At 65.8% G+C, this 21,903-nt stretch carries 21 protein-coding genes; 13 read left to right on the top strand and 8 right to left on the bottom strand.

The genetic code is table 11. The features are described 5' to 3' along the window. Positions 1–10 precede the first annotated feature (10 nt). Genes HY019_RS05165 through HY019_RS05155 form a run of 3 tightly spaced genes read left to right on the top strand, consistent with a single transcriptional unit; the run spans position 11 to position 3,266 of the window. Positions 11–1,429, top strand: coding sequence for a serine protease (locus HY019_RS05165; protein WP_290688887.1), 1,419 nt, complete (start codon positions 11–13; stop codon positions 1,427–1,429). After that, positions 1,378–2,421 carry an FHA domain-containing protein gene (locus HY019_RS05160; protein WP_290688886.1) on the top strand — a complete coding sequence of 348 codons (1,044 nt, stop codon included), beginning with the start codon at positions 1,378–1,380 and terminating at the stop codon, positions 2,419–2,421. Before HY019_RS05165 ends, HY019_RS05160 begins: the two co-directional genes overlap by 52 nt. A gap of 23 nt (positions 2,422–2,444) precedes the next feature. Further along, positions 2,445–3,266 carry a phytochelatin synthase family protein gene (locus HY019_RS05155; RefSeq protein ID WP_290688885.1) on the top strand — a complete coding sequence of 274 codons (822 nt, stop codon included), beginning with the start codon at positions 2,445–2,447 and terminating at the stop codon, positions 3,264–3,266. A gap of 16 nt (positions 3,267–3,282) precedes the next feature. Here HY019_RS05155 and HY019_RS05150 read toward each other — a convergent pair whose 3' ends face one another. The 5 genes from HY019_RS05150 to HY019_RS05130 are packed head-to-tail and all read right to left on the bottom strand — an operon-like array spanning position 3,283 to position 6,870. After that, complete coding sequence (locus tag HY019_RS05150; protein ID WP_290688884.1) at positions 3,283–4,632, bottom strand: ATP-binding protein; 1,350 nt, start codon at positions 4,630–4,632, stop codon at positions 3,283–3,285. Next, positions 4,629–5,303, bottom strand: a complete 675-nt coding sequence (locus HY019_RS05145) for a winged helix-turn-helix domain-containing protein (RefSeq protein ID WP_290688883.1) — start codon at positions 5,301–5,303, stop codon at positions 4,629–4,631. The genes HY019_RS05150 and HY019_RS05145 overlap by 4 nt, the downstream gene beginning before the upstream one ends. A 23-nt stretch (positions 5,304–5,326) precedes the next feature. Beyond that, on the bottom strand, positions 5,327–6,031 hold the full coding sequence (locus HY019_RS05140; protein ID WP_290688882.1) for a cytochrome b/b6 domain-containing protein: 705 nt from the start codon (positions 6,029–6,031) through the stop codon (positions 5,327–5,329). Next, a complete protein-coding gene (locus tag HY019_RS05135; protein WP_290689177.1) occupies positions 6,003–6,473 on the bottom strand; it encodes a diheme cytochrome c in 471 nt (156 codons plus the stop codon). The genes HY019_RS05140 and HY019_RS05135 overlap by 29 nt, the downstream gene beginning before the upstream one ends. A 40-nt stretch (positions 6,474–6,513) precedes the next feature. After that, positions 6,514–6,870: a DUF1924 domain-containing protein gene (locus HY019_RS05130; RefSeq protein ID WP_290689175.1), complete on the bottom strand. Its 357-nt coding sequence runs from the start codon at positions 6,868–6,870 to the stop codon at positions 6,514–6,516. Between the two features lie 266 nt (positions 6,871–7,136). Here HY019_RS05130 and HY019_RS05125 point away from each other — a divergent pair, with 266 nt between their 5' ends. Together HY019_RS05125 and HY019_RS05120 are read left to right on the top strand one after the other, a co-directional pair. Next, positions 7,137–8,207 carry a PEP-CTERM sorting domain-containing protein gene (locus HY019_RS05125; protein WP_290688880.1) on the top strand — a complete coding sequence of 357 codons (1,071 nt, stop codon included), beginning with the start codon at positions 7,137–7,139 and terminating at the stop codon, positions 8,205–8,207. A 116-nt stretch (positions 8,208–8,323) separates the two neighbouring features. After that, entirely contained in the window at positions 8,324–9,775 is a 1,452-nt protein-coding gene (locus HY019_RS05120; protein ID WP_290688878.1) for a catalase, read from the top strand. A 7-nt stretch (positions 9,776–9,782) separates the two neighbouring features. Here the strand turns inward: HY019_RS05120 and HY019_RS05115 are convergent, their stop codons facing one another. From HY019_RS05115 to HY019_RS05105, 3 genes are all read right to left on the bottom strand, one after another. Continuing rightward, a complete protein-coding gene (locus HY019_RS05115; protein ID WP_290688876.1) occupies positions 9,783–11,009 on the bottom strand; it encodes a voltage-gated chloride channel family protein in 1,227 nt (408 codons plus the stop codon). Positions 11,010–11,125: 116 nt separating this feature from the next. After that, entirely contained in the window at positions 11,126–12,919 is a 1,794-nt protein-coding gene (locus HY019_RS05110) for a hypothetical protein (protein ID WP_290688874.1), read from the bottom strand. A gap of 134 nt (positions 12,920–13,053) precedes the next feature. Continuing rightward, complete coding sequence (locus HY019_RS05105) at positions 13,054–14,757, bottom strand: CocE/NonD family hydrolase (RefSeq protein WP_290688873.1); 1,704 nt, start codon at positions 14,755–14,757, stop codon at positions 13,054–13,056. Positions 14,758–15,086: 329 nt separating this feature from the next. On the opposite strand from HY019_RS05105, the gene HY019_RS05100 reads away from it, so the two are divergent. The 8 genes from HY019_RS05100 (at position 15,087) to HY019_RS05065 (ending at position 21,903) form a co-directional block, all read left to right on the top strand. Then, entirely contained in the window at positions 15,087–16,283 is a 1,197-nt protein-coding gene (locus HY019_RS05100; RefSeq protein ID WP_290688871.1) for an acetyl-CoA C-acyltransferase, read from the top strand. A 40-nt stretch (positions 16,284–16,323) separates the two neighbouring features. After that, entirely contained in the window at positions 16,324–17,094 is a 771-nt protein-coding gene (locus HY019_RS05095) for an enoyl-CoA hydratase (RefSeq protein ID WP_290688869.1), read from the top strand. Positions 17,095–17,208: 114 nt separating this feature from the next. Continuing rightward, positions 17,209–17,610, top strand: coding sequence for a PA2779 family protein (locus HY019_RS05090; RefSeq protein ID WP_290688867.1), 402 nt, complete (start codon positions 17,209–17,211; stop codon positions 17,608–17,610). Between the two features lie 4 nt (positions 17,611–17,614). Continuing rightward, on the top strand, positions 17,615–18,598 hold the full coding sequence (locus HY019_RS05085) for a PA2778 family cysteine peptidase (RefSeq protein ID WP_290688865.1): 984 nt from the start codon (positions 17,615–17,617) through the stop codon (positions 18,596–18,598). Between the two features lie 156 nt (positions 18,599–18,754). Continuing rightward, positions 18,755–19,180 carry a hypothetical protein gene (locus HY019_RS05080; RefSeq protein WP_290688863.1) on the top strand — a complete coding sequence of 142 codons (426 nt, stop codon included), beginning with the start codon at positions 18,755–18,757 and terminating at the stop codon, positions 19,178–19,180. 445 nt (positions 19,181–19,625) lie between these two features. Beyond that, positions 19,626–20,435, top strand: coding sequence for a fumarylacetoacetate hydrolase family protein (locus HY019_RS05075; protein ID WP_290688861.1), 810 nt, complete (start codon positions 19,626–19,628; stop codon positions 20,433–20,435). A 56-nt stretch (positions 20,436–20,491) separates the two neighbouring features. Then, positions 20,492–21,076 (top strand): TetR/AcrR family transcriptional regulator, encoded by a 585-nt coding sequence (locus HY019_RS05070; RefSeq protein WP_290688859.1) that lies wholly within the window; start codon positions 20,492–20,494, stop codon positions 21,074–21,076. A 74-nt stretch (positions 21,077–21,150) separates the two neighbouring features. Beyond that, positions 21,151–21,903 (top strand): SDR family oxidoreductase, encoded by a 753-nt coding sequence (locus HY019_RS05065; protein WP_290688857.1) that lies wholly within the window; start codon positions 21,151–21,153, stop codon positions 21,901–21,903.

Here is a 21,903-nt window from a genome sequence, read left to right as displayed (position 1 = left end):
GAATGGGCCAATGACCATCCGCTTCATGCCTGCAGGGAGGCTGCGTGCGGTGTTGTGTGGGGTAGCCGGCGCCTGGTGCGTGGCCACCCATGCGGCATCGCCCCTGCCGTCGGTTCCATCAGACTCGTCGGATGCCGTTGCAGCGCCGGCGCCGGTCGCGGCTTCCGCGCCGGAGGTCGTGTCCTCATCGGCCCACAAGCTCTACGAACAGGCCCGCCACCAGCTGGTGCAGGTGCGCACCTTGCTGAGCGGGCAGGGCAGCCAGTCGTCGGTGGGATCGGGCTTTTTTGTGGGTGACGGTGGCCTCATCATCACCAACTACCACGTGGTCAGCCAGGTGGCCTTGCAGCCCCAGCGCTATCGCCTGACGTATGCGGGTGTGGATGGCCGCCAGGGCGCACTGGAGCTGCTGGCCTTCGATGTGGCGCATGACCTGGCCGTGGTGCGGCCCAGCGAAGCGGGCGCTGCCGCGATCAAGGGCCTGGCGTTTCGGCCGCGCACCACGCCGCTGGACAAGGGCGAGCGTATCTACTCATTGGGCAACCCGCTGGACGTGGGCTTTGCCGTGGTGGAGGGCACCTACAACGGCCTGGTTGACCGGGGCTTTTACCCCACGGTGTTCTTCAGCGGCTCGCTCAACCCCGGCATGAGCGGTGGGCCCACATTGGATGAGCAGGGGCGTGTCATGGGCGTGAACGTGGCCACGCGCCTGGACGGGCAGCAGGTGAGCTTCCTGGTGCCCTCTGATTTTGCCGAAGACCTGTTGCTGCGCGCGCGCAAGGCCACGCCCATCAAGCAGGCCGTCTACCCCGAGTTGACCCGCCAGTTGGTGGTGCACCAGGACTTGCTGACCAAGCGCTTCATGGCCCAGCCCTGGCGCTCGGCGGGGCACGAGCACTACCGCATCCCCGTGCCGCCAGAGACCTTCATGCGCTGCTGGGGCAACAGCACGCAGCCCGACAACAAGGGCCTGGAGTTCGAGCGCTCGGACTGCTCCATGAACCAGTCGGTGTTCATCAACAGCAGCCTGTACACGGGCAACCTGGCCACGCGCCACGAGATCTACGACGGCAGCAAGCTGGGCGCCTGGCGCTTTGCGCGGCAGTATTCAAAGAGCTTTCGCAACGAGTATTTCGGCGGCGCCGGCGCGCGCACCGCGGCGCAATGCAGCGAGCGTTTCGTCACCAACGATGGCCTGCCCATGCGCGCCGTCATCTGCCTCAATGCCTACAAGAAGCTGCCCGGCCTGTATGACATGGGCGTACTGGTGGCCACGCTCAACGATGACACCGCCGGCGCGCAAGGCCGGTTCGACGCCAAGGGCGTGAGCTTTGACAACGCCATGAAGCTGGCTGATTTCTACCTCAAGGGTTACGGATGGATCCCAACGAAGAAGGCCGAAGCCGAATCGAAGCGCCCCTCGCGCTGATCGAGCGCCTGGACCGCGATGGCCACGTGCTGCAAAGCACGCTGGTCTACCGCTGGCCCATGAAGATCGGCCGCTCTTTCGAGGCCGACCTGGTGCTGGACGACCCCCACCTGGCACCGCTGCACGCCGAGCTGGACGAGGTCAACGGGCAGGTGCACCTGCGTGTGGGCGAGACCATCAACGGTGCGGTGGTGGGCAACAAGCACCTGCAGGCCGGCGAGGCCATGGCGCTGGATGTGGCGCGTGCGCTGAGGCTGGGCAATACGCGGCTGCGCGTGCGCCTGGCCAGCGAGCCCATGGCACCCGAGCGCCCGCTGGACCGCCATCTGGTGCAGGCCGCGCTGGCCCCGGTGGGGGCGCCTTTGTGGCGCGTGGTGCTGCCCTTGCTGCTGGTGTCCCTGCTGGCCATGCTGTTTGACGAATGGCTGGACAACGACCCCGGCACACCGCTCAACAACTACCTCAGCTCCAGCCTGATCTTGCTGGGCGTGACGATGGGCTGGGCGCTCTTCTGGTCCTTGGGCAGCAAGCTGTTCCAGGGCAAGCTGGACTACCTGGCGCACCTGCGGCTGACCTTGATTTACGGCCTGGTGTGGACGGTGCTGGACGCGGTGCTGCCCCTGCTGGCCTTTGCGACGGACTGGTCCTTCCTGTCTCATGTCTCAGGTGTGGTGGGGGCTGGCGTCTTGTGCGCGCTGATCTGGGCCCACCTGGGCTTGATCCTGCCGGGGCACCGGGCCGGGGTGACGGTGGGTGTGGCCACCATGTACCTGGTGGGCCTGGGGCTGCACATCTGGCTCAACGAGCAGCGCACCGGCCAGGCTTTCACCGAGCGCTATGTGGCGGCCTTGCCGCCGCCCGCCTGGCGGTTGGCACCGGCCAAGCCCACGTCGGTGCTGATCCAGGATGCGCGCGAGCTGAAAGACAAGCTGGACCGCCAGGCCAAGGAAGACCGGGCTGATGACGCGGCCGACCCCAGCAGCGAAGAGTGAGCCTTTGCCATGGTGGCCCTGATATGAAGCAGCTGGATCACGGTGAGGGGCGTGCATGGCTGCGGCGCGCTGCGCTGAGCGGGGCGCTCGTTGGGGCCTTGCTTGCTGCGGTGGGTGGCGCATGGCCCTCATTGGGCTGGGCCGAGGTGCCGTTGGCCAGGGCGCCGGAGCCTGTATTGGCGGCATCGGCATCGGCGTCGGTACTAACAGCTGCATCTGCCCCTGCATCCGCTCCGGCGCCTGCCTCGACACCCGCATCGACACCCGCGCAAGGGTCGATCAAGGCCCTGCCGGTTTATCAGGATGCCGCCTTGCTCGCCCGTGCCTGGGCTTTGCCCGCCGCGTCGCGCTATAAGCCGCACATTGAGTACCAGCGCAACTTCACGTTTTGCGGCCCCACCAGCCTGGCCAATGTGCTGCACTCCTGGGGGCAGGCTGCCGATCAGGGCAGCATCCTGGATGGCACCGATGTCAGCACGGTGCTGGGCTACCTGCCCAAGGGCTTGACGCTGGATGAACTCGCCAATGTTGCCCGGCAGAAACTGGGCAAGCAGGTCACGGTGATGCGGGGGCTGGACCTGGTGGCGTTTCGCCAGCATATGAAGCTGAGTAACGACCCCACGCGGCGCTATGTGATCAACTTCTCGCGGCGTCCGCTGTTCGGATCAGGTGGTGGGCACCATTCACCCATCGCAGGTTATCTGGCCGATGAGGACCTGGTGCTGGTGCTCGATGTCAACAGCGACTTCGGCCCGTGGTTGGTCAAGGTGGACCGGCTGTGGGCGGCGATGAACACGGTGGACAGCAGCTCGAACAAGCTGCGTGGGCTCTTGCTGATCGAGTAGCGCTCCGGCCCCGTGCTCACGGCTTGGTCGGCCAGCGCACCCGCACCGCCAGGCCACCGAGTTGCGCCGAGCGTTGGGTGTCGATCTCGGCATGGTGCACGGCCGCGATCCGGCGCACGATGGACCACCCCAGGCCGCTGCCGCTTTGCCCGCTGCCCAGCACCCTGAAGAAGCGCTCACCCAGCCTGGGTAGATCGGCGTCGCTCAGGCCCGGGCCACTGTCTTCCACGCTCAGTTGCGGCGCTTGCCGGCCCTCACCCAAGGTGACCAGGATGCGCGCGCCATCGGGGCTGTAGCGGGCCGCGTTGTCGATGAGGTTGCGCACCAGCACGGCCAGCAAGGCGGCGTCACCTTGAACAGGGCTGTGCTCGGCGCCTTGCAATTCAATCGTTTGCCCACGCGCCAGGGCCTGGGGCGTGATGTCGGCCATGATCTGGCGCGTCAGCGGGGCCAGGTCCACGGTGCCCATGGGCAGGGGCTGGCCGGCCTCCAGCCTGGACAAGGTCAGCAACTGCTCGACCAGCCTGGTGGCGCGGTCACAGCCCGCCAGCGTGGCCTGCAGGGCATGCCGGCGCGGAGCCTCGTCGGTTTCGGCCAGCGCCACTTGGGCCTGTGTGCGGATGGCCGCAATCGGGGTGCGCAGTTCATGGGCCGCGTCGGCCGTGAAGCGCCGCTCGGCACTCAGCAGGGTCGAGATGCGGCCGAACAAGGCATTGAGCGCGTCCAGCATCGGCGCCAGGTCGGCAGGCAGCGCGGGCAGATGCACGGGGTCCAGTGCATCGGCCTGGCGACTTTGCAGCACACCCTGGATCTGGCGCAAAGGCAGCAGGCCGCGCCGGATGGCCAGCCACACGGCCAGCATCAACACCGGCAGGGCGAAGGCGATGGGCCACAACACACTGCGCAAGATGGCCTTGAGGATGTCGCCGCGCGAGTCGATCTGCTCGCCCACATAGACTTGCACATCACGCTCGGCGCCATGCGTGGCAAAGATGCGCCAGCGCACGCCCTCGATTTCGACGGTGCGAAAGCCTTCGCGCCAATGCTCGGCCATGTCCACCATGGGTCTGGCGGGTGCGTTGGCCGTGCGCATGGACAGCCGCCCCTCATGGAAGACCTGAAAGGCCACCTTGGGCGCATAGCGGTGCAGCACCGGGGCATCCAGCCCGTGTTCATCATCGTCGTGCTCGAAGCCCTGCTGGGCCACCAGCAGGGCGGCGGCCTGGGTCAGGTGGCTGTCCAGCAGTTCATCGAGTTCGTGGCGGGCATCGCCCCAGGTCAGGCCGGCGGCCACCAGCCACACGGTGAGCACACTGCCGATCACCAGCAGCAGCAAGCGGGTCTGGATGGATGTTGTGGCGGTCATGCTTGCGACGCTGCGGTCTTGGGCAGGATGTAGCCCACGCCGCGCACGGTCTGGATCAGGCCATTGCCCAGCTTGCGACGCAGGTGATGCACATGCACCTCGACGGCGTTGCTCTCGACCTCCTGGCCCCAGCTGTAGAGGTGCTGCTCCAGCTGCTCGCGCGACAGCACGCGGCCTGCATTGAGCATGAGCGCGTGCAGCAGGTCGAACTCGCGGCCGGACAGGTTGACCACTTCGCCGGCCTGCAGCACGGTGCGTGAGGCCGGGTCCAGCGCCACATCCTGCGCCCGCAGGTGTTCTACCGGTTGGCCATGCGAGCGCCGGATCAGGGCACGCAAGCGGGCCGCCAGTTCATCCAGGTCCACGGGCTTGATGACGTAATCATCGGCGCCCTGGTTCAGGCCCTTGATGCGGTCGGGCACGGCGTCGCGGGCGGTCAGCACCAGGATGGGCAAGGTCAGGCCGGCACGGCGCGCCATGGCCAATACGTCCATGCCATCGCGCTTGGGCAGGCCCAGGTCCAGCACGGCTGCGCCGTAGTCTTGCGCACGCAGCTCGCGCTCGGCCGCCTCGCCATCTTGCACCCAGTCCACCTGGAAGCCATGCAGGCGCAAGCCGGCTTGCAGGCCGTCGCCCAGCAGGGGGTCGTCTTCAGCAAGCAGGATGCGCATGGTGTCGTGTGGATGGGCTTGGCTCAGTCGTCATCGTCGTCATCGGTGGCGCCACCGGTGTGGACCTGGCCCATGCTGTGCTGGGCGGTTTGTTGTGGTGCAGTTTGCCACTGCTGCCACCAGAAACCCAGCACGGCCACCAGCATGAGCGCCGCCACGCTGAGCCATGCACGGCGGATGCCGTCCTGCGCTTGCCCCGGCTTGCGGCCCGTGACCATGGCGCGCACCAGGTTCTCTTTGTGCAGCCAGCTGCTGAGCACGACGCCGGCCACGTGCACGCCCACGATGAGCAGCATCAGGTTGGCCAGCACCTCGTGGGTCTCTTCCAGCCATTCGCCGCCCAACTCGTTGTAGTTGGCCCAGCCGGTGCTGGTGACCATGGCGGTCAGGCCCAGGATGAGCACGATGGCCAGCGCACCGGCGGGGTTGTGCCCCACATGGTGCTCAGGCCGGCCGCCAGGCAGAGAGCGCAGGTAGCGCCACACCGCGCCGGGCCCGCGCACAAAGCTGCTGAAGCGGGCGTAGCGTGTGCCCATCAGGCCCCAGATCAGGCGGAAGGCCACCAGGCCAGCCATGGTGTAGCCCAGGGTCACGTGGACCAGGCGAAAGCGTTCGGTCTCGGCCGTGAGGTAGGCGCCGGCAAAGCACAGCACCATCAGCCAGTGGAACAGCCGCACGGGCATGTCCCAGACCAGGACCTTAGCGGGGGATGCGGATGAATCGTTCATTGAAATCTCCTTGATCAGCACGCGTGTGGCAGGCCGCGCAATTGGCGGGGCTCTTGATGCTGACGCGTTGCCATGTGCGGGTGGGCACCTCGTCGTGTTCATGCAGGAACCACGAGGACTGGGTGATGCGGTCTTGCGGCGGTGCACTGCGTGAGCCTGCATTGGCGGTGAGCCAGGTGCTCAAGGCCTTGGTGGTGGCCGCATCCAGTGAGGCATCGGTGCCGAAGTGTTTGGGCAGGCCGTTCATCAGGCGCTGCCAGGAGGCGGCGGGCAGCATGCCGGGCGGGTAGGCCACGTGGCAGGCCGAGCACTCTTGCTGGTACTTGGGCAGCAAGGGGATGCGGGCACGGCCTTCGTGCTCGTCATCGTCGGCATGGACCGTGAAGCTCGTGAAAGCCAGCAGGAGGCTGGCAGTGAGCAGACTCGGCATTCGTCGCTTGATCATCATGGTGTGGCTCCTTGTGTGGGCGCTGGGTGCGGGCTCAAGGCTTGAGCGTCAGCAGCCAGGCCAGCACGTCGGCCTTCTCGGCTGCGGTGCACTCACGCCCGGCCACGTCATTGCAATTGCGGCGAAACCATTTCTCGGTCTTGGCTGCATCGGTGAAACGCTCGGGGTTGAAGCCCGGCGCCAAGGGGCGGATGGGCCGGCCGGTGGCCGCGTGTTGGCCCGTTCCCGTCGGGGTTGCCCCGTGGCAGCTGGCACAGGCCCATTCACGGCCATGTTTGCTGGTGAAAAACTGCTGGCCCTTGCTGGCGTCCGGGCGGGTGCCGGCTTGCTGGCTGTATTGCGACAGCAGTTGCGCGGGTGTGCTGGTCTGGGCCTGGGCAGACAGGGCCATGAGCAGGCCAGTCACGAGCCCGGCGACGCGTCCGGTGCGGAGCGCCGGTTGGCGCCAGCTACGGTGGAAGTTGTTCATCATGTGGCTCCTTGCTTGTTGCCCATGATGGTTGGCCTGTCTTACGGTTGCCTTAAGGCCGATGCCGCCCAAGCCCGCATCGTTTGATCCTGATCAGACTTCGATGGCAGAAAGGCGCGCAACCCCTCTTGGCATGGCCCGCACTTGTTGATCAAATGTGAAAAATTCACATTATTGGAGTCCAGGCCATGGATCGTTTTGCCCTTCGTGCCACGGCGGCGGCTTGTCTGCTGGCCGCCCTGTCTTCTTCCGCCTCGGCCGGTGTCTTCGGCACCCTGGGCAATTTCGACGTGGTCAATGACACGGGTTCTACCGCTTATGGCTTCGAGATCGACCTGGAAGGCCTGCACAGCTCCGACATCACGGACACCTTCGGCGGGGCCGGGCGCGGCTTTCCCACCTCGGTGGAGCGCTATGGCGCGCCCAGCATCACCGAGTACAGCAATGGCAGCCTCTTTGGCGTCAAGGTCACCTACCAGGCCATCTACAGCGGCGGGGCCTGGAGCGTGGGCACGCCCAGCGGCGTGTTCAACACCCCGGGTGAGAGTTGCTGGACCGGCGGCAACATCGGCTATGGCCCGTCCACCCCTTGTGACCACTTTGGCGTGGGCACCATCGGCAACCCCACCAACACCACCTATGCCTGGCTGCTGGAGTCCTCACCGGGTGTGTTGAGCAACGCCAAGGTCAACCTGCCCGCACCGGTCTGGGCGGTGACACCTTCGCCCAACCCCGCCGTGGCGCAACCCGTGGTGGTGGCGCAGATCCAGGCGCCCAAGCCCGAAGTGGAGTCGCAGTTCGGCACGGCCATCTGGGTCAAGGTCTACACCACCGAGCTGGACAACAAGGTCGAGCTGGAAGAGCTGATGGGCGGCAACCCCAAGGTCAAGGAAGCCGAGAACCACACCGAGATCGAATGGCAGCTGTTGCAGACCGACCCGGGTAACCCGCTGGCCGGGCAACTGGAAAACGGGGGCGCTGCGGCTGTGGGTGAGAAGGCCGAGTCCGTGCTGCGTCGCTACGAGTTCTACAACTACAGCGGCATGTACGACGGAGAGACCCATGAGGCCTTGCCCGTGCTGGGTGACAGCCACCCAGGCGAGGGCGAGTTGGGCTCCTTCATTGGCGCGCAGAACGTGGCGGTGAACCTCAATGGCAACCCCGTGGCGGTGCCCGAGCCCGAGTCGTATGCGCTGGCCCTCAGTGGTCTGGCCATGGTGATGCTGGCGGTGAAGCGGCGCCGGGCCAAGGGTGCCTGAACCCGCGTTGGCGGTGGGGAAATCTCCTCAATGAGGCTCTTAGGCAAAATCGACTGGCCGTTTTGCCCGGCCAGATTCAACATGGCAGCCCCAACTCCAAAAAGAGGACTGCTGCCATGGCCAAGCTCACCACCGCCTCCGGTATCCCCGTCGTCGACAACCAGAACGCCCTGACGGCAGGCCCGCGCGGCCCCATCCTGCTGCAGGATTTCCACCTCATCGAGAAGCTCCAGCACTTCAACCGTGAGCGCATTCCCGAGCGGGTGGTGCACGCCAAGGGCTCTGGCGCTTACGGCACCTTCACTGTCACGCACGACATCTCGCGCTACACCAAGGCCAAATTGTTCGAGGCCGTGGGCAAGCAGACCGAGGTCTTCGTGCGTTTCTCGACCGTGGGCGGTGAGCGCGGCAGCGCCGACACCGAGCGCGACCCACGCGGTTTTGCCATGCGCTTCTACACAGAAGAGGGCAACTGGGACCTGACGGGCAACAACACGCCCATGTTCTTCATCAAGGACCCGATCAAGTTCCCCGATTTCGTGCACACCCAGAAGCGCGACCCGCAGACCAACCTCAAGTCACCCACGATGATGTGGGACTTCTGGTCCAGGGCACCCGAGTCCCTGCACCAGGTGACGATGCTGTTCTCCGATCGCGGCACACCGGATGGCTACCGCCACATGGACGGCTTTGGCAGCCACACCTTCAGCCTGATCAACGCGGCCGGTGAACGCGTGTGGGTGAAGTGGCACCTCAAGACCAGGCAGGGCATCAAGAACCTGAGTGCCGCCGAAGCCGGGCGCCTGGCCGGGGCCGACCCCGACTACGCGCAGCGTGACCTGTACAACGCGATCGACCGGGGCGACTTCCCGCGCTGGCAGGTCTACCTCCAGGTGATGACCGAGAGCGAGCGCCTGAGCTGGGAGAAGAAGACCGGCTGGAACGCGTTCGACCTCACCAAGGTCTGGCCCCATGGCGACTTCCCACGCATTCCCGTGGGCGTGATGGAGCTCAACCGCAACCCCGTGAACTACCACGCCGAGGTGGAGCAGGCCGCGTTCAGCCCCGCCAATGTGGTGCCCGGCCTGGGCTACAGCCCCGACAAGATGCTGCAAGGCCGCTTGTTCGCCTACCACGACGCCCAGCTCTACCGCGTGGGCACCAACCACCAGCACCTGCCGGTCAACCGGCCACGTTGCCCCTTCCACAACCAGCAGCGCGACGGCGCCATGGCCATCGACAACGGCGGTGTGGAGGCCAACTACATGCCGGTGGAGGCGCAAGGCACGGCGCCTCAGGGCATGGGCCACGGTGATCCGGGCTGGCCGCTCGAAGGCGTGGCGGGGCGTTACGACGCACGGGGCCAGGAAGACGACTACACCCAGGCCGGCAACTTGTTCCGCCTGATGAGCGTGCAAGAGCGCCACAACCTGTTCAACAACATCGCGGGCCCGCTCTCGCAAGTGAGCAACGAGATCCAGGCGCGGCAACTCGCGCATTTCGACAAGGCCGATCCGGCCTATGGCGCGGGCGTCAGGGCCGCCTTGGCCGCAAGGAGCACATCATGAGCCAAGGTCAGCCCATGGACTGATGCTTGGCCTGTTCGCTGCGCTGCGATTTGTAGATGCCGGTGTGGCCTGAGAACAGGTAACTCACCACACAGGCCACGGCCGCGAAGATGCCGATGGGCGCGCCGAACAACTCCATGGCCATCAAGGTGCAGGCCAGGGGGGTGTTGGCCGCGCCGGCAAACACCGCCACAAAACCCAGCGCGGCCATGAAGCCGATGGGCTGGTGCAAGAGCGGCGCCAGGGCATTGCCCAGCGTCGAGCCAATGAAGAACAGCGGTGTGACCTCACCCCCCTTGAATCCACAACCCAGCGCCCAGACGGTGCTGAGCAGCTTGCCGGCAAAGTCCCAGGCCGGCACCGCCTGCTGAAAGGACTCGACCATGGGCGGCAGGCCCAGCCCGACATAACGCCAGCCATCGCCAAACCACACCGCCGCCGCGAACACCACGCCACCGAACAGCGGGCGCAGCGGGGCGTAGCTGATCCAGGCCTTCATGCGGGCAGACAAGGCGTGCGCCGCTTCAGCGAACAGCATGCCGATCAAGCCGAAGATCATGCCGGCCAGCACGACCGAGATCAAGGTCCACACGGACAGGGCGGGGACCAGGCCGGCCGCGTAATGCGTGTGCTGCACACCCCACAGGCGGGTCACCTGATCGGCCACGATGGCCGACACAAAGCAGGGCCACAAGGCGTCATAGCGCATGCGCCCGACCATCAGCACCTCCAGGCCGAAGACCGCACCGGCCAGCGGCGTGCCGAACACCGAGGCAAAGCCCGCGCTGATGCCCGCCATCAGCAGCAGGCGACGATCGTGTGGCGAGAGCTTGAACAGCTGGGTGAGCTGATCGGCCAGCGCCCCGCCCATCTGCACGGCCGTGCCTTCGCGGCCCACCGAGGCACCGAACAGATGCGAGATGACCGTGCTCACCAGGATCAGCGGCGCCATCCGCAAGGGGATGGTCTTCTTCGGGTCATGGATCTCGTCGAGCAGCAGGTTGTTGCCGCCCTCCACGCTCTGCCCGAACTTCAGGTAGACCCAGCCCACCACCAACCCGGCTACCGGCAGCAGCCAGATCAGCCAGCGATGGGCCTCACGCGTGGCCGTGGCCCAATCCAGCGAGACCAGGAACAGGGCGGATGCCGAGCCGGCCAGGATGGCCACCAGGGTGGCCAGGATCAGCCACTTGCCCACCTGGGGCAGCAAGTCGATGGGCTCGGTCAGTTTCATGCGGCGGGAACACTTCCATGGCTGAGATGCACACCTCATGCAAATCACAGGCCATGTGGATGGCTTGAAGCAGCAATTCTAAGTGTCGCGCCTGATGCGTCTGGGTCGGGGCTGGATCAGGGTTTGCGGCGCACGCTGTTCCACATGGCCTTCTTCATGTCCATGGCGGGCAGGTACAACGTGTGGCCGATGGCCGGCAGGGTCAGCGGCGCGTAGCCCGTTTCCTGCCAGACGTAGAAGGTCCAGGTGCGGTCATGCAGCGGCTGATCGAAGCGAAAACGCGCGCTCAGGGGCGCACCTTGCTCGTTGATGGTCTCGACCACCACCTGCACCTGCCCCATGCGCACGGTGTCGCCCGGTTTGAAGGGCAGGGTGATGAGGTCGCGCATCAAGGGCTCCTGGAAGGCCTTGCCACTGCGCAACCTGATCGTGTGCGCGTCCAGCACGGTCAGGCTCAGGTCCTGGTTCAGCCCTGTGGCCAGTGCCTGGATGGACGCCGGGTTGTGCATGCCGGCATAGCTTCTGATCGTCGGGTAGTAGTACAGCAGGCCGGGCAAGGGTGGGTTCACCACGATCATGTGGATGTCGGGCGTGGCGGCGGCATCGGGCAGGGACAAGGGTTGCCTGTAGCTGACGGGTGTCAGTGCCTTGGTGACCCAGGCCCCGGTGGTGCAGGCAATCGGGAACAGCAAAGCATGGATGCCGACGATGAGCAGGGCACCGGCCCGAACCAGGCGTGGTCTGAAGCCCGATGCCTGACGGCCTTTTGTCGCCAGGTGGTAGACCAGCAGGGCCAGCATGCCGTTCATGCCGATCTCGGCGTTGATCAGCACGCGGTCGTTGGACTCGATGGCGCAGATGGGCACCAGGGCCAGCAAGGTGCCCATGCCATAAAAACGCATCAAGGCGTGCCGCCACAAGCCCATGCCGTGCAGCACCCAGGCCACCAGCAAGGTGGCGGCGGTGGCACCCATGGCATAGGCCACCTTGCCACTGAGCGAGAAGAACTGCGGGATGGCGGCCGAGGCGCCGGTCAACTCGGCCAGCAGCAAGGCCGGCAGCCGCAGGATCACGGCCAGCCCGAAGCGGCCCGGGCTGCTGCCTGGGTCGATGTAGCTGCCCGAGCCCATGGCGCCATAGCCCGCATGGTTGTAGAACAGGCGCCAGGCCACGACGATCAGCACATAAGGCAGCAAGGCCAGCGCGCGGTTGCGCCAGGGCCGGTCGGCCCGCAGGGCCCATTCATAAGCAGCCAGGTAGGCCAGGGTGGCCACGGCGGCTTCGGCCGAGGCCAGGCCCAGCATTGTCAGGACCAGGGCCAGGGCGGCAAAGCGCCGCCCCTTGCCGGTGCGCCACAGGTGGTGGCAACTCAGCGCCGCCACGGTGAAGCAGGTCGAGATCAGCTGGTTGCGCGCAGCCAGCCAGGCAATCGCATAAAAGTGCAGGCCGCTGATGGCATACAGCCCCACGGCCACGCTGCTTCGGGTGCGGTTGTGGTCCAGCAGCCGGTAGAAGTTGCCCAGCATCAGCACCAGCGCGGCATACCAGAGCAGGCTGTGCGCGTGCATGAGGGCTGGGGAGTCAGGCCAGAGTTGGTAGTCCAGCCAGTGCGAGAACTCCGAGACGGGCCGCCAGAAGCTCATGTGCAGGGTGTCGGCGGCCGTCCACAGCAGGCGGCCCGAGTCCTTCATGCTTTGCACGTAGTCGGCGCCGCCACTCACCAGATCGAACAGGCCGAAGAGCGACCCCCGAGGCGGGGACACGGGGCTGTTGGCCTTGAGCAGCGACCATTGGAGAAAGTCGTCCCCCATCAGCCGGGTGCCCAGGTCAGGCATGTTCAGGGCCACGCCCAGCAAAGCGATCAGAGGGACGCTCCATCGTCCCTGCAGCCATCTCTGGAGTGTCAACATGGTCGTTGTCTTGTCAGGTTCAAAGCATCAGCCCCCGATGTGTGCGGCACGATCGGGGGCTGGCGTTCAATGCGCAGAGGCAGTTTGGGCTCAGTGCCGCATCACCTTGTAAGCAGGTGAACAGGCGACAGGCATCAGTTGATGTAGGGAATGGTCAAGGAGGCCGGCGTGGTCGCACCGAACACCAGATCGAACTTGAAGTCGGTCTTGTTGGCCGGCGCGTAGTGCAGGTCCTTGGTGTCGATGATCAGGCTCAGGTGGTGCCCCTTGGCCACGTTGTACGACATCATGTGGAAGTCCAGCGGGAAGCTGATGGTCTTGCCGGGCGTGGCCCAGTGCACCGAACGGGCGCTGTGCGTGATCAGCTTGCCGATGCCGAACTCGTCGACGTCATACAGGTAGGCCAGCACCTGCGCTTGCGATTGCGCCGGGCGCATGTTGAGCTGCACCTTGGGGATGCCGCGCAGCTTGAGCGTGCTGCCCAGCTTGGGGCCGTTGTAGACGACGCCATTGGCGCGGTTGACCAGGGCCGGAGCGGTCATCGGGAAGATCTCGATGCCACTGAGCAGCTCGCTCACCAGCGGGATGCCGGTGGTGGCCACCGTGTCAGCCGAGCTGCTGAGCGTGTCGGTGCCGCTTTGCGTGCTGGTCGCCGTCTGCAGGCCGCCGTTGATGCCCTTGGTGCACAGGCAGCTCAGGTCGAAGCGCACATTGCCACGCGGTGTGATCGTGTACTTGAGGCTCTGCACCGTGCTGTCAGGCCAGGTGGCCAGGCGCTCGCGGCCGATGCCGTTGCCGATCTCCATGTCGACCTGGGTTTCGGCCATGATGCCGTTGTCCTTGCCCTTGAGCCAGTAGTCGAACCAGCGGTGCGCCTGGTCATACACATAGTTGTCCGTGCCCAGCAGGGCACCCAGTGCCTCGGCCGTGGCGTGCCAGCCGCGGTTGAGCAGGATCTTCTTGGGGCCTTGCAGCTGGCTGAACAAATCCAGCGTCGAGTTGGGCGTGAACATCTCGTCCGAGTAGTTCTTGCTCAGGAAGACGGGTGCGCGGCGCGCATTGAGCTTGTCGATCTCGTACAGCGGCGAGCGGGGGCGGGCCCAGGCGCGGATCTCGTCGGCGCGTTGCTGCGTGGTGTCGGGGTTGAGCAGGTCGGCCTGCAGCACCTTGACCTCCGGGTCCAGCTTGCCGGCCACCGGGGCCACGCCCACCAGCAGGTTCAGGTTGGACTTGTTGGTCGTCTCCTGGAAGTAGAGCTGCTCTTCCAGGCTGGACCAGCCCGACAACGCAGCGGCCGTCTTGATGCGGGACTCGCGGGCCAGGCCCAGCAGTGAGATGCCAGCGCCATAAGAGATGCCGCTGATGGCGATGTTGTCGGGGTCCACGGGCGTGTTGGCGCCCAGCCAGTCAACGATGTCGCTCACGTCCTTGATGTCGTCGGGCGAGGCCACGCTGGTGATGCCTTCGGACTTCCACCAGCCGCGCGAGGCGTACTCGATGACCATGTAGCCATCCTTGGCGAGGCGGTAGGCCTGGCCGATGTACTCCCAGTCAGGGCAGACCCAGCTGTTGACCATGATGATGGTCGGCACCTTCTGGTCCGGGCTGCTGATCTTGGGCAGGAAGACATTGGCGGTGAGCTTGACCCCGTCGTGCGTGGTGATCGACAGCTTGTTGACCCAGCACGTGCCGTTGTCGGGGTTGATCTTGCCTGGGCTGGCCAGGTAGCCCTTGTAGGTTTCGCCGGCCGCCAAAGGCTCGCAGGTGATGGCCGCAGACGCGCTGACGGCGCACAAAGACAGTCCCGCACCCAGCAGGGCGCTCAATCGCTTGCTCATGTCTTCTCCTAGGTCTCGTTCGCGGGGGGTGTGAGGCCCCGCTGGCCGGATGGCTCGTTGTGGGAATAACCTGCTCGGGTGGTGTGCCCGGGCGGCCAGGAAAGTCTAGGAGTGCGGCCTTTTATAAGTGATGCGGATATCACCTGTTAGGGGATACCCGTTGAATGTCAAGCGCCCGTCAGTCTTCGTGGCGCGAAGCGCTGCTTTTTGCTCTAACCATTTCGTTGTAGTTTGTTTTTAGGACGACAAGCCTGTCCGCTGCGGCTTTGGTCAGGCCCTGGTTCATGGCATCCTCGTGCCCTGAGCAAGCCATCGCCGAGAGAGACAACATGAGCGAACACCAAACAGACTCCATCGTCATCGTGGGTGCCAAGCGCACGCCGATCGGTGCCTTCCAGGGCCAGTTCCAGGCCATGAGCGCCACCGCGCTGGGCGGCGCGGCCGTGGCCGGTGCGCTGGCGCAAGCCGGCCTGTCGGGCAGCGCCGAGATCGGCGAGGTGCTGATGGGCTGCTGCCTCATGGCTGGCCTGGGGCAGGCGCCCGCGCGGCAGGCCGCCATTGCCGCTGGGCTGCCCGCCTCGGTGGGGGCGACCACGCTGAGCAAGATGTGCGGCTCGGGCATGAAGACCGCCATGCTTGCCCACGACCAGTTGCGCGCGGGCGTGGCCGACTTCTTCGTCGCTGGTGGCATGGAGTCCATGAGCAATGCGCCTTACCTGTTGCCGGCCGAGCGCGCCGGCCAGCGCCTGGGCCATGGCCGCACCATCGACCACATGTTCTTTGATGGCCTGCAAGACGCCTATGGTGGCGAGCTGATGGGCCATTACGCCGACCTCGTGGCCGAGCAGCAGGGCTATACCCGCGTCCAGCAGGACGCCTATGCCACCGACTCGGTGCTGCGCGCCCGCGCCGCCGTGGAGGCCGGCCTGTTTGCCGACGAGATCGTGCCCGTCACGCTCAAAGGGCGCGGTGAGCCGGTGCTGATCAGCCAGGACGAGACCCCCTCCAAGTGCCAGCCTGACAAGATCACGCGGCTCAAGCCCGCCTTCCGCTCCGATGGCACCGTGACACCGGCCAGCTCGGCCTCCATCTCGGATGGCGCGGCGGCCTTGGTGCTCACGCGCGGCAGCGTGGCCCAGCAACGCGGCATGACCGTGCTGGCCCGCATCGTGGCGCACAGCACCTATGCCGGCGAGCCCGGCCTGTTTGCCACTGCACCGGTGCCCGCCATCCAGCGCGTGCTGGACAAGGCCGGCTGGCGTGCTGACGAGGTGGACCTGTTCGAAATCAACGAAGCCTTTGCCGTCGTGGCCCTGCACGCCATGCGCGAACTCGGCCTGCGGCACGACCGCATCAATGTGGCCGGTGGCGCCTGTGCAATGGGTCACCCCATCGGCGCCACGGGCGCGCGCATCATCGTCACCCTGATCCACGCCTTGCGCCGCACCGGTGGCCGCCGCGGCGTGGCTTCACTGTGCATTGGCGGTGGTGAGGCCACGGCCATCGCCATCGAGCTCCCTGCCTGATCCCTTCCATCCCTTTTACCCACCTCACTTCATCGTCACCATGATCGAACTCGACATCGACGCCAGCGGCAGCATCGCCACCATCACCCTCAACCGCCCACCCGCCAATGCCTGGTCGCTCGACGGCCTGCGCCAGCTCAAGGCCACGGTTGAAAAGCTCAATGCCGACCAGCGCGTGCGCGCCATCATCGTCACCGGGCAGGGCCCCAAGTTCTTCAGCGCCGGGGCCGACCTCAATGTGATGGCCGGTGGCGACAAAGCCGTGGCCCGTGATGTGGCCCAGCGCTTCGGCGAAGCCTTTGCCACGCTGCAGGAAGCCCGCGCCGTGGTGATCGCCGCGATCAACGGTTTCGCCATGGGTGGCGGCCTGGAGTGCGCCTTGTCTTGCGACATCCGCATTGCCGAAAAGCACGCCCAGATGGCCCTGCCCGAAGCCTCGGTGGGCTTGTTGCCTGCTGGTTGCGGCACCCAGACCTTGCCCTGGCTGGTGGGTGAGGGCTGGGCCAAGCGCATGATCCTGACCAACGAGCGCGTGGACGCCGACACGGCCTTGCGCATCGGCCTGGTGGAAGAGGTGGTGGACACCGGCGCATCGCTGGCCAAGGCACAGGAGATGGCCCAACGCGTGACCACGCTCAGCCCCGAAGGCGTGGCCTACAGCAAGCAGCTGATCCACGCCGCTCGCCAGGGTGTGCCCCGTCATGCGGCCTTGTCGCAGGAGCGCGAAAAGTTCGTGGACCTGTTCGACGGCCCCAACCAGCGCGAAGGTGTCAACGCCTTCCTGGAAAAGCGCAAGCCGCAATGGACTTGATCGGACCTGAATGGGTCTGAATGGACGATGCACGGGCGGTGAGCGGTTCTTTACCGTTTTTCACATGCCCCGTGTATCCTTGATTGGTTTCATCACAACTCGCAGGACAACACCATGAAACTCAACCGCAAAGCCATTGCCCTGACCGTGGCCATCGCCCTGAGCCACACCGCCGGCCTGCAGGCTGCGCAAGCCGCCATGATCGCCACCGACGCCGTGGCCGTGACCGCCGCCGATGCCCAAATGGCTGCCCGCCGCGCCCAGGTGCTCGAAACCCTGAACCGTGCTGATGTGGCCCAGGCCCTGATCGAAAAGGGTGTGGACATGGACGCCGCGCGTGCCCGTGTGGCCTCGCTGTCCGACGCTGAAGTCACGCAACTGGCTGACCAGCTGGACAAAGCCCCTGCCGGCGCGTCCGACATCCTGGGCGTCATCGTGTTCATCTTCGTGCTGCTGCTGATCACCGACATCCTGGGCTTCACGAAGGTCTTCCCGTTCACACGCTCACTGCGCTGATCGCGTGCGTCGTGCACCGCGCCTGATTGGCGCGCTGACGCTGTCGTGCGGCCTCCTCGTGATGACGGGGCTGCAGGGCTGCGCCTCGCTGCAGGCGCACCAGACTCGGGCCTTGCTGGCCCAACCACCTGCCGACATCCCCGCGCAGGTGGCCTTGTCTGCGACCCCCTTCTTCCCTCAATCCGAACTGCAATGCGGGCCGGCGGCTTTGGCCACGGTCATGAGCGCTGCCGGGGTGCCTACCACGCCGGATGCCCTGACCTCGTCGGTCTTTGTGCCGGGCCGAGGTGGCAGCTTGCAGATCGAGATGCTGGCCGCGCCCCGCAGCCATGGCCTGGTCAGCACCCGCATCCAGCCTGACATGCAGGCCTTGCTGCATGAGGTGGCGGCGGGCCACCCCGTGGTCGTGCTGCTCAACCTGGGCTTGAGCCTGTACCCGGTGTGGCATTACGCCGTGGTGATCGGTTATGACCTGCCTGCCGGTGATGTGCTCATGCGCTCGGGCACGACCGAGTTGCAGCGCCTGCCGTTGACCACCCTCGAACACACCTGGGTGCGATCGGGGCAATGGGCTTTTGTGGTCTTGCCGCCTGATCAGTTGCCCGTGTCGGCCAATGAGGCCGATGTCACCGATGGCCGCGTCACCTTCGAGCGTCTGGCCAAGCCCGCCCAGGCGGCCCAGGCCTACCGCGTGGCGCTGCAGCGCTGGCCTGACAGCCTGGTGTTGGGGCTGGGCCTGGGCAACGCCTTGTTTGCATCTGGGGATGTGCGCGGGGCCGCCGAGGTGCTGGTGCGTGTGGCCCGTCAACATGACAGCGCTGCTGCCTGGAACAACCTGGCGATGGCGCGGTTGAAACTGGGTGAGCATGAAGCGGCATTGCAGGCCGCGCAAGCCGCGCTGAAGAGGGCCCAGGCCAGTGAGCCGCGTTGGGTGAGCGCCGCGCAGGCGACGCTGGACGAAGTGCGGCAAACCCTCTCAGGGAAATGACGCGGAGGTGAGGGCGTTTGGCGTCACCCTAGGGATAGCCTCCCCCTAAATCTGGAGGGTGGCCCCCCTTAGGCGGGTTTTGTGTGGTCGCCCCTTTGTCTACGATGTATTCAATGACGAACGTGGTGTCAACCGCGTAAACAAAGGGGGCGCGTCATGGGCATCGATACACAAACTGTCGCCTGGGTGGCCATTGCAGTCGGCTTTGTCGGCATCGCCTGGGCCATCTTCTGGCCGGTTGAGCCGCATCCCGGCGTCAACCCCATCTCCACGCACTGGGATCTGGTTTACGTGGATGACGAGGGCGTCATGCAGTTCACCATGGTGCGTGTGCTCAAGATCAACCCGACCACGCGCCGCATGACGGCCTGGTGTGCCAGCAGTGGTTGCGAGCGGGTGTTCAAGCTCAGCAAGGTGGTCAAGGCCACGGATGTGCGCAGTGGTGCGCGCATTAACATTGCGCGTTTGATCGACAAGCCGCGTGTGTTGAGCGACAAGCTGGAGTCGGGTGCGGCGCCTGACAGCACGCAAGGGGATTCGGCGGGGAGCTGGTGGAGTACCTCTCGGCTGGGTTTGCATTGAGCTTTCTGGTCTCTTTGTCGGTGGAGCGCGGGGCGCGGCCGAGGTAGCATGCGTCCGGGCTTCAATGTTGACGGTCCCACTGCGTGGGACTGCTCTCCAGTGCTCGCTCAACTCAGGTGGCTGCGCAACTCGCGCTGCGCGCTCAAACATGCTCGCCATCCCCTTGCCCCGGCAAGGGGCAAACCTGAGCCTCGCTGCGCGCCTCCGACGCCAACAAGGCGCCCAGCCGCACGCTACCTCAGCCTCTGATCGCCCCGCTTGAGTACTGCCACGGTTGTGAACATCGCGGAGTGCAAAGCAAAAGGACAGAGACGGTCGCGGCAGCAGCAAAAATATTGCTGCGCGAAGCCTGCATTGTGTCTTTCACAAAGCCTTGTGCCTTTGCATGTAGCGAGCGATGTGGAAAAGGGCTGAGCCCCCACCTCGCGCTCTACCGATCAAGCGCATGCGTGAGGCGACAATGCAGCACATGACCGCCACCACACCTCAAGCACAAGCCGCTGCCGCCATCCTGGCCCAGCGGCGTCTTCATGGTCAGCAAGGGCCTTGTCTGCCTGACCCGCTTCGCCCGCAAACCCTGGATGAGGCCATGCGCATCCAGCTGGCCACCATGCCCCTGATGGGCGACACCGTGGCGGGCTGGAAGTGCGGCACGCCCGGGCCGGACAAGCTGGTGGTGGCGCCCATCTACACCCGCACCGTGCACCGTGCCAGTGAGCGGCCTTGCCCCGTCTGGGCCCATGGCGGTGCGGTGCGCGTCGAACCTGAACTGGCCTTCGTGCTGGGCCGGGACCTGCCCGCACGCGTGCAGCCCTATGCCCCCGACGAGGTGGACGACGCCATCGCCGCCACCCACCTGGCGCTGGAGCTGATCGACAGCCGCTACAGCGACGCAAGCGCCCTCAGCTTTGCCGACAAGCTCGCCGATGGCCTGGTGAACCAGGGCCTGTTCATCGGCCCGGCCGTGGATGGCGAGCAAGCCAGCCTCACCAATGTCATGCCCATCGCGATCAAGGTCGAGGGCTCGCCCGAGCAGGTGCGCGCCGGCCAGCATCCTGACCCGCTGCCTCGTCTGCCGCTGTACTGGCTGGTTGAATACCTGCGCGAGCAAGGCATCGGGCTCCAGGCCGGGCAGGCCGTGATCACAGGCTCTTACGCCGGCACGTTTCCTTTGCCCGTGGGCCAGGACATCACGCTGCGTTACGGCGAGCTGGGCGAGTTGCGTGTGCGGTTTGACGCCAAGGCGCGCCGTTGAGGTCTTTGAAATCTCATTGTTGACTGGTCATTCAAAAATGGCCTATGATGGCCTGCATGAGCGGCAGACCACGCAGTTTCGATCCCGAAGAAGTCCTGAGCAAAGCCATGCTGACCTTCTGGCGGCATGGCTATGACGCCACAGGCTTGAGCCAGCTGGAGGCCGAAACGGGGCTGGGGCGCCAGAGCCTGTATGCCGCCTTTGGGGACAAGCGCGCCTTGTTCCTGGCGGCGGTGGACCATTACTTCAAGACGGTGATCGAGCCGGGCTTCGTGGCGGTGCTGGACGCGCCCGGTTCGGGCTTGCACAACGTGCTGAGCGTCTTGCAAGGCTGGGAGACGGTGGCCCTGGCGCCTGACTTCTCCGGCTGCCTGATCGGCAACAGCGTGGCGGAGATGGGCCGTCGTGACGAGCTCATGGCGCAAGTGCTGCAGCGCAAGTTCGAGTTGATGGAGGCCGCGCTGGAGCGGGCGCTCAAGCGGGCCCGGCAGGCGGGTGAAGTCCCCCGTGGCCTGAACCCCAAGGTGACGGCGCAGTCTCTGTTGGCCATGGCCCAAGGCCTGGCCGTGCTGGCCCGTGTGCGGTCTGACCCTGCCGTGGTCCGCAATGTGGTGACGTCGGCCAAAGCGCTGTTGAAGTGAGGTAGCGAGGTGATCGCCAGCAGGCGGTCTTTTTTTACTTTAATTTTGACTGATCAGTCAATAAAGGATGAATCATGAGTGGGAAACTGTCTGGCAAGGTCGCATTGGTCACGGGTGGCACCAGCGGCATCGGCCTGGCCACCGCGCGGCTGTTCATGGAAGAGGGCGCGCGCGTGGTGGTGACGGGCAGCAGCGAAGCGTCGGTGGCGCAGGCACGGGCGGCCTTGCCCGGCCTGGTGTGGGCCAGGGTGTCTGATGCCCGATCCGATGCCGATATCAAGGCCTTGGTGCAGGTTATGCGGTCAGAGCTGGGCCCGATCGATGTCGCGTTCCTCAATGCCGGTGTGTTGCGTGGTGGCAGCCTGGCGCAGGCCAGCGAGGCAGATTTCGACGAGGTGCTGGACGTGGACCTCAAAGGGCCCTGGCTGGCGATGCGGGCCTTGATCCCGCATCTGGCGCCGGGAGCGTCCATCGTGCTCAACACCTCGGTGGCCAATGAACGGGGCTGGCCCGGCCTGGGGGCGTACTCGGCTGCCAAGGCCGGTTTGCGGGCGCTGGTGCGCACGGCCACGGCCGAGCTGGCGCCACAGGGCATCCGCGTCAATGCCGTGAGCCCCGGCCCCACGCTCACGCCCATCTTCGGGCGCAATGGGGTGCCGGCCGAGCAGGCCGAGGCAGCGGCCAACAGCTTGATCCCGCGCATCCCGCTGGGCCGCCTGGGGCAGCCCGAGGACATCGCCAAGGCCGTGCTCTTTCTGGCATCCGGTGACGCGGCCTTCGTGGTGGGGGCCGAGCTGGTGGTGGACGGTGGCCTGAGCCAGGTCTGA

The sequence above is a fragment of the Aquabacterium sp. genome (assembly GCF_016195855.1).
Lineage (GTDB): Bacteria > Pseudomonadota > Gammaproteobacteria > Burkholderiales > Burkholderiaceae_C > Aquabacterium.
The sequence above is the reverse complement of the archived record's forward strand: the minus strand, read 5'-3'. Positions and strand labels throughout refer to the sequence as shown.

Excerpts from the sequence above, each read along its gene's own strand:
- HY019_RS05120 (WP_290688878.1), top strand. The coding sequence starts at position 8,324 with ATGGCCAAGCTCACCACCGCCTCCGGTATCCCCGTCGTCGACAACCAG.
- HY019_RS05075 (WP_290688861.1), top strand. The coding sequence starts at position 19,626 with ATGCGTGAGGCGACAATGCAGCACATGACCGCCACCACACCTCAAGCA.
- HY019_RS05130 (WP_290689175.1), bottom strand. The coding sequence starts at position 6,870 with ATGGCCCTGTCTGCCCAGGCCCAGACCAGCACACCCGCGCAACTGCTG.
- HY019_RS05100 (WP_290688871.1), top strand. The coding sequence starts at position 15,087 with ATGAGCGAACACCAAACAGACTCCATCGTCATCGTGGGTGCCAAGCGC.
- HY019_RS05125 (WP_290688880.1), top strand. The coding sequence starts at position 7,137 with ATGGATCGTTTTGCCCTTCGTGCCACGGCGGCGGCTTGTCTGCTGGCC.
- HY019_RS05110 (WP_290688874.1), bottom strand. The coding sequence starts at position 12,919 with ATGTTGACACTCCAGAGATGGCTGCAGGGACGATGGAGCGTCCCTCTG.
- HY019_RS05145 (WP_290688883.1), bottom strand. The coding sequence starts at position 5,303 with ATGCGCATCCTGCTTGCTGAAGACGACCCCCTGCTGGGCGACGGCCTG.
- HY019_RS05105 (WP_290688873.1), bottom strand. The coding sequence starts at position 14,757 with ATGAGCAAGCGATTGAGCGCCCTGCTGGGTGCGGGACTGTCTTTGTGC.
- HY019_RS05080 (WP_290688863.1), top strand. The coding sequence starts at position 18,755 with ATGGGCATCGATACACAAACTGTCGCCTGGGTGGCCATTGCAGTCGGC.
- HY019_RS05065 (WP_290688857.1), top strand. The coding sequence starts at position 21,151 with ATGAGTGGGAAACTGTCTGGCAAGGTCGCATTGGTCACGGGTGGCACC.
- HY019_RS05160 (WP_290688886.1), top strand. The coding sequence starts at position 1,378 with ATGGATCCCAACGAAGAAGGCCGAAGCCGAATCGAAGCGCCCCTCGCG.
- HY019_RS05150 (WP_290688884.1), bottom strand. The coding sequence starts at position 4,632 with ATGACCGCCACAACATCCATCCAGACCCGCTTGCTGCTGCTGGTGATC.
- HY019_RS05115 (WP_290688876.1), bottom strand. The coding sequence starts at position 11,009 with ATGAAACTGACCGAGCCCATCGACTTGCTGCCCCAGGTGGGCAAGTGG.
- HY019_RS05165 (WP_290688887.1), top strand. The coding sequence starts at position 11 with ATGACCATCCGCTTCATGCCTGCAGGGAGGCTGCGTGCGGTGTTGTGT.
- HY019_RS05090 (WP_290688867.1), top strand. The coding sequence starts at position 17,209 with ATGAAACTCAACCGCAAAGCCATTGCCCTGACCGTGGCCATCGCCCTG.
- HY019_RS05140 (WP_290688882.1), bottom strand. The coding sequence starts at position 6,031 with ATGAACGATTCATCCGCATCCCCCGCTAAGGTCCTGGTCTGGGACATG.
- HY019_RS05070 (WP_290688859.1), top strand. The coding sequence starts at position 20,492 with ATGAGCGGCAGACCACGCAGTTTCGATCCCGAAGAAGTCCTGAGCAAA.
- HY019_RS05155 (WP_290688885.1), top strand. The coding sequence starts at position 2,445 with ATGAAGCAGCTGGATCACGGTGAGGGGCGTGCATGGCTGCGGCGCGCT.
- HY019_RS05095 (WP_290688869.1), top strand. The coding sequence starts at position 16,324 with ATGATCGAACTCGACATCGACGCCAGCGGCAGCATCGCCACCATCACC.